This is a genomic window from Acinetobacter sp. SAAs474, from assembly GCF_032823475.1.
Classification (GTDB): domain Bacteria; phylum Pseudomonadota; class Gammaproteobacteria; order Pseudomonadales; family Moraxellaceae; genus Acinetobacter.
Window position 1 is genome coordinate 1 of record NZ_CP127909.1, and the last position, 9125, is coordinate 9125.

Here is a 9125-nt window from a genome sequence, read left to right on the forward strand (position 1 = left end):
ATGACAGACTTGGTCGTAAAATCTAATAAACTTGTACAAGCTTTACAGACACTTACTTTAAGCGAAACCCGTTTACTTCAGCTTGCAATTGTAGACGCTCGTGAGACCGGACAAGGATTATCAACAGATGAACCTTTAGAATTAAATGCTCTTAGATATGCTAAAGCATTTAACGTTTCTCCAGACGCAGCTTATTTAGCGTTAATTGAAGCAGAGGATTCTCTTTTTAAAAGACAATTCACTATTACGAATGAAGATGGAACTTTAACAAAAAGTCGCTGGATTCAAGATGCTAATTATCGGAAAGGTGAAGGAAGAATTTTAGTTACCTTAACTCGTGTAGTAATTGAACATGTCACTAAAATAGATGGGTTTGAACAGTACTTCACTAGTTATCATTTGAGAAAAACTGCTGACTTCAAAAGCGTTTATGCAGTACGTCTTTATGAACTCTTAATGCAATGGAAGTCTGTAGGAAAAACGCCTGTTTATGAATTAAATAAATTTCGTAGCCAACTTGGTATAGGTGTTAACGAATACACTCGAATGGAAGCATTTAAGAGGCGTGTTTTAGATATTGCAGTAGATCAAATCAACGAATTTTCAGATATAACTGTTAAATACGAACAGCATAAAAAAGGTCGCTCAATTTCAGGTTTTTCTTTTAGCTTTAAGCCAAAGAAAGCAACTATTCGATCTATAGAAACTAATAGAGATCCTAATACAACTGATCTATTCTCGAGAATGACAGATAAGCAACGCCACCTATTCGCTACTAAACTTTCTGAACTACCAGAAATGGGGAAGTATTCTCAGGGTACAGAAAGCTATCAACAATTTGCTATACGTATTGCTGAAATGCTTCAGGATAGTGAAAAATTCCAAGAATTATTTCCTTATCTTCAAAAAGTTGGTTATCAAGCTGCCTAAAATTTATGCTTGATCATTTGTCTATTAGGCAGTCTAATAGACAACAACTTTTGACAGGTTTAGGCATAGATTTACAACATGAAAAGCCTTACAGTTCTTGAGCTTTCTAAGCTTTACAATATCAATAGACAAACGATTTACAACAACATAAAGAAAGGAATTTTAAGTAAAAATTCGGATAATAAAATTGATTTAGCCGAGGCTATCCGTGTTTTTGGTGAACCTTCAAAAAAACAGAATGTAAAAGAATCTGTAAAAATAGACAGTCCAATATCGACAGAAGTTTTACTACTTAGACAACAGATAAACATGCTGCAAAATCAGCTTGATGATGCAAAAGAGCGTGAATCTTTTTATCAAAATCAAATTGAGACAATGCAACGTCTACTGGAAGCACCTAAACCGGAGATCCAAGAGCCTAGTGAACCCGAACTCCCTCAATCAGGTCCCATTGTAGAAATAAAGGAGGAGGTGATAGTCGTTCCACCTAAAGATGACGGATTGACTACTGAAATCAAGCGAATTTCAGTTCCTGAGCATGTTGAACCTGAACCTGAAAAAAGGGGCTTTTGGAGTCGGTTTTTTAGACCCTATGATTAACCAAGATTGTTTAACTGATATGAAAAAAACCGTGGAACATTGCTCAATAAGTGTTCGTGGAACACGAAAAATTGATAAAAAAGCCTAACAGTGACTGCTTAGGCTTTTTTACAGATATAAGGCATTGTTTTATAAAGTATTTTACAGATCATTTCGTATAAGGTGTATTATGTTAATTTTAGGAATACTAAATTTTCATAAATTTCGATAGGCTATAATTTCTTTCACTATCTGAGCCTTTAAAATATTCATTTCTCCAATCAATATTTTTTTTTCACCATCTACTAATTTAACTTCAATTTTTTGATCAAAATTCTCACCACATTGAAAGTTTAAATTTGGTCTTTTAGGCACATTTATAAAATGAAGATCGCCTTCAAAGCGATACTGATAACTATATTTTTTAGGGAGATCTGATAAAGCTTTTATACCTAAAAGCTGATAATTTTCTAAACTTTGTGCTTTAAGAAAGGATGTGATAACTCCCTCACATATATCTTGTTGCTGTTGAACTTGTTGAGAAACTTGTTCTAGTTCACAAGCAGTTAATCCTCCTAATGTTAAGAGCATCAAAATAATTTTCATAATGAATATCCGTTTGTACCTGAAAACAGAATATATCTGTTACTTTAATGGATACAGATGCAGATAAATTTAAAAAATAGGTACAGATTGACAATGTTTCAATATCAGATCTTAGCAAATCAATTAATTAATAAAATCAAAGGCAAAGAATTAGAATCTGGACAAAAAATGTTGTCTTTGCGTCAATTTTCTAAACAACATAGGGTCAGTATTAATACGGCAAAATCTTGTTATGACCTATTAGAGGCCAAAGGCTTTATCTATGTGGTAAACAAATCGGGATACTTTGTTCAGAATATTAATGGATTAAAAACACTCTCTAATTTAACTTTACCTCACCATTCTGATTTTGTTCCAGGTATACACGAGGTTTCTCATTTAGATCTACAAATTCAGATCCAAGAAGCAGCAACTAAGAAAAAACTAGCTCAATTAGGCTCAATTCAACTTTCTCCTGACTTAATTCCGGTTACTTTTTTAAAGCAGTCAATGCTACGGGCAGTTAAAAATAGTAAAGCTGAAGATTTTCTCTATAGTGATCGACAAGGCCACATTCTTTTACGCGAAGCTCTATCCGCTCATTGGGCAGAAGATGGTTTCTATATCCTTCCAGAGAGTATTTACATTAGTAATGGATGTATGCCTGCACTATCAGTAATAGTTCAACAGCTAACTCAAGTAGGCGACAGTATTATTGTCCCAACTCCATGTTATAACGGTCAATTGCAATTATTGGCCTTGCTTAAGCGGAAAATTGTTGAAGTTCCTGCGCATACAGAGGGATTTGACTTAGAGCGATTAGAACAAGCAATGCAACATTCGGGAGCAAAAGTCTGCCTATTAACAGCTAACTATCAAAATCCTTTAGGGTTTTGCTTAACAAACAAAGATAAAGAAAAAATTGCACAATTGGCTGCTAAATATCAATGCTATGTTATCGAAGATGATATTTATGCTGAATGTTGTTTTGATAATCTACGACCTTTGCCTATCAAATACTGGGATGAAGATGGATACGTCATATATTGTGGATCTATTTCTAAAACAGTTTCACCCGCATATCGAATCGGTTGGTTCTGTACTCCTTCAAGACTCATAAATCTGCATGCTAAATTGATAACACAGAACATCAATGTAAATACTCCATTACAACTTGGATTGGCAGACTTAATTTATAGTCGCGCATATAGACAACATTTAAATAATTTACGCCCGAGACTATGGGCACAGGTAGAAGAATATCGATACTTCATCGCAGAAGCTTTTAAAGATATCTCTTTTGGGTTAACCAATCCTCAAGGAGGATATATTTTATGGCTCCAGTTTCCACAACAAATAGATAGTTGGGAAATGTACTGCTTCGCTCAGCAGCAAGAGATTAATATTGTGCCGGGATTAGTTTTTGGTGCAGGCAATCGCTATAACAATTGTATAAGGATCAATGCTGGACATTCGCTATCAGATGAAATTAGACAAGCAATACATCTCCTTGCAGACTGGGCGAGGCATCAATTAAAGTCTTAGAGTTAACTACTAAACAGCTGACCTATTTCTAACCTGGTATAGCCACGTTCTTTAAAGATCAAAATAATTGCTTTTTTATAATCTTCAGAAGTAGAGGTCTTATATTTTGTTATAAGTTGAATTTCAGAATTAAGCTGAAGGTCATTTTTTATCGTCAACACTTCCGTAGAGACTTTATTAAAAATCTTGAAATTAAACATACAGGCGCTCTTTATCAATATTATAGCGGCCCGACTACAACAAATACCTGCCTTAGCTCAGCTAGACACCCTTGGCTGCAAGGATTACAAATTAGACAAGATTCTGCAAGTTTTGCTCCATTGAAAGTATGAATATTCAACTAAAGAGGGTTCCATTTAACATAATGGTGATTATACGAAGTACACTTGTATATTAATATAAATATCAATAACTTAAAAATTTAGTCATGACCAATAAATCAGCAAAAAGTCGCTTTTGTAATAAGTTGGTGAGTTTTTAAGCGAATCTGTAACATTTTGCCAGGAAATTTGGTTAAAAAACGATCAATTTGGCGATCGGTGCCCATTTCATGCGGCTCTAGGTTGCGAAACTATCCCCAATTGCTGTGGATAAAATTTAGGCTATTTTGTACGCCCTGGCGCACATAAATCTCGGCTCTTTGCGGCTATTTGAAAAGCGCCAAATTTCCTATGATGAACCCATCAGGAACAGGATGTTCCATAACATAAAACAATAATTATAAGTTATTACACAAGGACCAGAGGGTAAAACAGCACACGAAGAAGAAATAAAAAACCCCGGCAAGATACCGGGGTTTTTTATTATCTTAAATATTTAAATCAGAGTTGGATGGGCATCCAGAATACGAATTAGCGTCGCTGCAGGACCAGTCGGATAGCGACGGCCTTGTTCCCAGTTTTGCAGGGTTCTGGCACTGATATGCAAACGTGCAGCAAATTCAGCTTGGGTTAAGCCTGTCTTCTCACGTACTTCCTTAATATCCGGCAATTCAAGCTCAGTTACCCGGCTCGCTTTCATTTCATTGCGTTTGATGGCACCAGCTTCTTTGATTGAAGCAACCAGGTCATCAAATAAGTTGTTATCCATGAAATTGCTCCTTCACTAATTGACGCAAAATAGAGGTCTCTTTGTCTGTCAGGTTATCTTTCATAGACTTTGGATAAGCCACCAGGAAAAATATCTGATCATCTTCTGTGACCCAGTAATAGATCACACGGATACCGCCACTTTTACCTTTATTACCTTGAGCACAGCGTACTTTACGAATGCCACCGCCATTCTTGATTAAGTCACCTTTATCAGGCTGTACCAAGAGATCTTGCTGGAGTTGACGATACTCTTCATCACTTACAAGCTCTTTGATTTGCTTGGTAAAAATACTAGTTTCAATGAATAGCATAGGTTTAAGTACGTCAATGGCGTATAAGAATTTTAGCAGTTTTAGAATAAAAAAACGAGAGCTATAGGTTCTCGTTTCGCGTAATCGCCATTATGTTAAATGGGTTAAGGAAATTGAATATCTTTGAAGATCTGGAACTCTCCATTCTTCAGAAGGATCCATTTGACAAAAATGGGTTGGATTCTCTTGAAAATATTGAACCATTCTTTCAATAAAGACAGGGTTATCTTTATCCTTCATATGCATACAATATTGAATACCTATTTGCTGATCAGTTCTGAGAAGAAATGCTACACATTCTCCATCATAAGATCCCATTCTTGCAGCATTAATTGAATATTTTAAAAGACCTTGAGTACCCTGGAAAACGTCAGGAACTGCTTGCATGTTTTGTATAGCTATTTCTCTAAGCTCTGTTCCCCATATTGTAATGGTTCCGTCTACAATTCTCTCCCAAATAGGTTGCTTATTTAAGACTGAAAGGCCTTGCCAATATTGATGTGTATATTCGATCCAGTTTTCATTTAGTTGAAATTGATCATTAAAAATTAATTCTATCCAATTTGAATCATGTCTACTCGAACTTCTAGCAGCTACTCCTACATCAGTTAAATCTTCCTCATATAACTGTGAAGCGCCCCAGTTTTCTTGATTCATAACATTTAAAGCATCTTCTGGGGAGTCGAAAACAAATAAACCATTTAGTCTGGATATACAATTTGGATAATGATTCTTTCTTATATTTTCTATTTCTATTTCACTATTCAGACGATGTGGATTGTTAGCAAGCATTTCGACCATACTCACAGATAATAAATGGCTATGATCTAAATGAGTATGAAAAATAGATGCGGAGTTAAAAACTCCTCTAGCAATATTCCATTGAGTACAAATATTATTAGGATTTAAATATATGAATCCTTCTAGATCCTCAACTCCCTCATAATTGCTCATTTATTTCTATTCTCTATTTAACTTTTTCTAAAATTAACATAATACACGTTATATGAAAGGCCCTATGCATGGGCCTTTTGATCATCGGTTTAACATAAAATCTCTTATGCGAAATAGGAATGTTAGAACCAATCAGCAGCAGAAAATTTATTGAACCACCTTATGATTTTCATATTCTTGAATAGAGTTTTTTAATTCGTGAATAGAAATAGGAGAAGTGTCCTTGAAACCTAATTTTTTCATAAATTCCTGACAACCTGGGTTTGGGCACTCAATATATAACCAATCATATTTAAACTCTTGGCCTAATTTACAAAGCTCTTTCAATAATTCAGTACCAGATCCACTATGACTTTTACGAAAACCAATTCTTGAAATAACAATCGATTTTTGCTCCGGTGCTGTATAGCTATAGTCTCCAATTTTTAAATATAGGTCATCTAAGCCTTTCTTAAACTGAAGCGTAAAGTAGTCTTCTCTAAAAGAAAATAAATCGATACTACTTGCTTGTTTCAATGAATATCCAAGCTTCTCAACTATGAATTTTTTTAAAGTATCGAAAAAGGCTGCTCGCTCAGCCTCATTAATCACAATATTTAACATAGTAGGCTAGTCCCTTAGAAAAATCTGAAGTTGATATACTTAGTATTATGCAAAATCATTTTATAGAGTTCCGAATCATCTACTTAACATGCAATTTCAGGATTATTAAAAACCTGAATTTAAAAGTTATTCACTTTTGCACTGAGGTACATCCAATGAGATCCAATCGCAATACCTACAAATATAAAGCTAAACATAAAAAAAGAAATTAAAGATTGAAAATCAAAAAATATTAGAGCTAACGATAATAAGGCTAAACAAAAAAAGCCAATTAAATAAAATATTTCAACTATAAAAAAACCCGTGTATCCAAAAATTTTAACTAATATACTAAATTTTGAACTTATAGGCTTATTCTTGTACATCCTGTAACTACATATAAAACTCAGTAAAATATAGCTGATATAAGCTATAAAAAAGACCCATAGTAAAAAGTTATTAGTATTAAGTAATGTTGAAAAAACATCATTCAAGTGAGAAGAATTATTGGACTCATCCGTCCAAATTGAACTAATTAGATCATACATAGCCGCAATATAAGTTAATACAATCAAAGATAGTATAGGTTTCCAAGGCATGCTGAATAAGATTTCAATAAAATGTATTGATTTAAATGGGTCAAAACTTTTCATATAAAGTGAGATATATCGATTTTAGAATTTAAATTTCTAATATTTTGACAAAGAACATAAGAGTAAAAAATAGAGGAAATAATCAAAAGCGACGATTACAGTCGCTTAAAGAAAAATCTGTAGTAGCCTGACTATTTTTGTTCAATCTCATCATTGGCCGAGAACATACTTGGATTCGTAAGCCTGATATTTTCCTGACAACTTCCACACAGCATCAATCCTGCAAAAAGTTTTACATTTTGTCTATTTTCACAAAGCGTACAAGGCTTTGAAAGCTGAATAATATTATCTGACATCATTTTACTCTCTTATAGTTATCATCTGCATATGAATAACCTTTAGCTTGCATCATTCTAACCTCCTCTTTAGAAGCCCCATTTTTCATTAATGTCCATAACATCATGAAATAGAGTCCAGAAAAGTCCTCATAGTATTTTTCAGAAAAATTATTATCTTCCTCAAAATCATCTATTCGCTTTTCTAATCGATTCACCAGATCCTCAATACGATCGGCTTGCTGTTTAACAGCAATAGATTGAAAATCATTGGTCAAAATTTTACTGAATAATTTACTGGTTCTGATTCCTTCTGAACTAGCCAATTGATCGTAGAATTCTGCTACTTGTGGATCTAACCTGACTGCATAAGTTTTGACTTTTTCGCCCATAAATTACACCTCTTATTAAAATTAGATTTTGTACGAAATTAAATTTATATAATTCAAACAATTAAATTAAAATAATAGATAAATTACGTACAAAACTATTTGTACAGAATTAATTTATTTTAAAACAAAAACTTATTTAAATATAATACTTTTTTTATGTACAATTATGAGTACATAGTTTTTCCTAAATTTATCAATATCTTATCTAAAAAAAGTGTTGTTTTGATGTACAACTATGAGCACAGCATAAAAAATAGATAATTCAATTACTTATTCTAAAAAAAGACCATTTTTCTGTACACGTTTCTGGAACACTAAAAAACCGCTGAACCCCTTGTCCTGTAAGGCTTTGAGGGCTGTCATCTTTAGATGCGTGGTGTGTGAAAAAAAAATCCCGGCATGTGCCGGATCCTGGATTAGAAAATTGGCTAAAGTGACGTAGGGCTGGTGCTTGGTTTTACATGGAAAAAAGTATTTATTTCCTGGTTTAGAAAAACGTAAAAAGATCAATTTTTTGTCCATTCATCCAGATTAAAAATTCCAACCTAAAACTTTAATTATGAAAAGCTTCACAGAAAGCGTTCAGATGTGATTTAAGAGCTTTTAAATAAAAAATATAGACATCATAGTGAAAAACAGAAAACAGCTCAAAAAACGCAAATGAGAGCGAAATAAAGAGGTATTTTGACTCTAGATAGCTTTGTAGAGCGAGTGTCTACGAGCGAACTTACTTATAAAATTTGTCTCCTGACCTCCCTGAAAAACAGTTTTTTTGCCCTCTTTAGCCTAAGAAAGCGTAAGTTTCATGTAGAAATTTGCTTCTGGACCGAGCGTAGCGAGTAAAAAAGTTTTATGAGCGAAGCGAATTCCGAGTTGCTTTTGCTTTTTCTTAAAGTCACGTAAGTATTAACCAAAAAATTGCCCCGACGAACTGAGCGAAAGCGAAGTTCAATAGAGTTTGAGCGTAGCGAAAACCAAGGGCAATTTTTCCTTCCCTGGGCTTTTAATTATTTTTAAAGTTTTTAAATGCTTTTAAATCGACTGAATCCTTTTATTCACAATGCTTTCAAGCTTCATATAGCAACGTTTCCTCGGTTATATAGCAACGTTTCCTCGGTTATATAGCAACGTTTCCTCGGTTATATAGCAACGTTTCCTCGGTATTTGACAACAAATATTTATTATGTTGTTATAGCAACATAATAAAATTGTTGCTAAATAGAATGAC

General features: G+C 33.7%; 10 protein-coding genes. 3 read left to right on the top strand and 7 right to left on the bottom strand.

Going from position 1 to position 9125, the window contains the following annotated elements; genetic code table 11:
• Together repM and QSG86_RS00120 are read left to right on the top strand one after the other, a co-directional pair.
• Complete coding sequence (gene repM / locus QSG86_RS00115) at window positions 1-930, top strand: replication initiation protein RepM (protein ID WP_272341747.1); 930 nt, start codon at window positions 1-3, stop codon at window positions 928-930.
• A gap of 78 nt (window positions 931-1008) precedes the next feature.
• Window positions 1009-1530, top strand: a complete 522-nt coding sequence (locus QSG86_RS00120) for a plasmid replication DNA-binding protein (protein ID WP_272341748.1) — start codon at window positions 1009-1011, stop codon at window positions 1528-1530.
• 195 nt (window positions 1531-1725) lie between these two features.
• Here the strand turns inward: QSG86_RS00120 and QSG86_RS00125 are convergent, their stop codons facing one another.
• The gene (locus QSG86_RS00125; protein ID WP_148334247.1) at window positions 1726-2115 is read right to left on the bottom strand and encodes a hypothetical protein; all 390 of its coding nucleotides are present in this window, start codon (window positions 2113-2115) and stop codon (window positions 1726-1728) included.
• 93 nt (window positions 2116-2208) lie between these two features.
• Here QSG86_RS00125 and QSG86_RS00130 point away from each other — a divergent pair, with 93 nt between their 5' ends.
• Window positions 2209-3639, top strand: coding sequence for a PLP-dependent aminotransferase family protein (locus QSG86_RS00130; RefSeq protein ID WP_317032922.1), 1431 nt, complete (start codon window positions 2209-2211; stop codon window positions 3637-3639).
• 2 nt (window positions 3640-3641) lie between these two features.
• On the opposite strand, the gene QSG86_RS00135 is transcribed toward QSG86_RS00130, so the two are convergent.
• From QSG86_RS00135 to QSG86_RS00160, 6 genes are all read right to left on the bottom strand, one after another.
• Window positions 3642-3839 (bottom strand): hypothetical protein, encoded by a 198-nt coding sequence (locus QSG86_RS00135; protein WP_148334249.1) that lies wholly within the window; start codon window positions 3837-3839, stop codon window positions 3642-3644.
• Between the two features lie 616 nt (window positions 3840-4455).
• Entirely contained in the window at window positions 4456-4728 is a 273-nt protein-coding gene (gene nadS, locus QSG86_RS00140; protein WP_004896911.1) for a NadS family protein, read from the bottom strand.
• A complete protein-coding gene (locus QSG86_RS00145; RefSeq protein WP_004896915.1) occupies window positions 4721-5041 on the bottom strand; it encodes a type II toxin-antitoxin system RelE/ParE family toxin in 321 nt (106 codons plus the stop codon). Before QSG86_RS00145 ends, nadS begins: the two co-directional genes overlap by 8 nt.
• A gap of 90 nt (window positions 5042-5131) precedes the next feature.
• The gene (locus tag QSG86_RS00150; protein WP_317032923.1) at window positions 5132-5995 is read right to left on the bottom strand and encodes a hypothetical protein; all 864 of its coding nucleotides are present in this window, start codon (window positions 5993-5995) and stop codon (window positions 5132-5134) included.
• A 147-nt stretch (window positions 5996-6142) separates the two neighbouring features.
• Window positions 6143-6598 carry a hypothetical protein gene (locus QSG86_RS00155; protein ID WP_317032919.1) on the bottom strand — a complete coding sequence of 152 codons (456 nt, stop codon included), beginning with the start codon at window positions 6596-6598 and terminating at the stop codon, window positions 6143-6145.
• Between the two features lie 927 nt (window positions 6599-7525).
• The gene (locus QSG86_RS00160; protein WP_317032921.1) at window positions 7526-7897 is read right to left on the bottom strand and encodes a hypothetical protein; all 372 of its coding nucleotides are present in this window, start codon (window positions 7895-7897) and stop codon (window positions 7526-7528) included.
• Window positions 7898-9125 lie beyond the last annotated feature (1228 nt).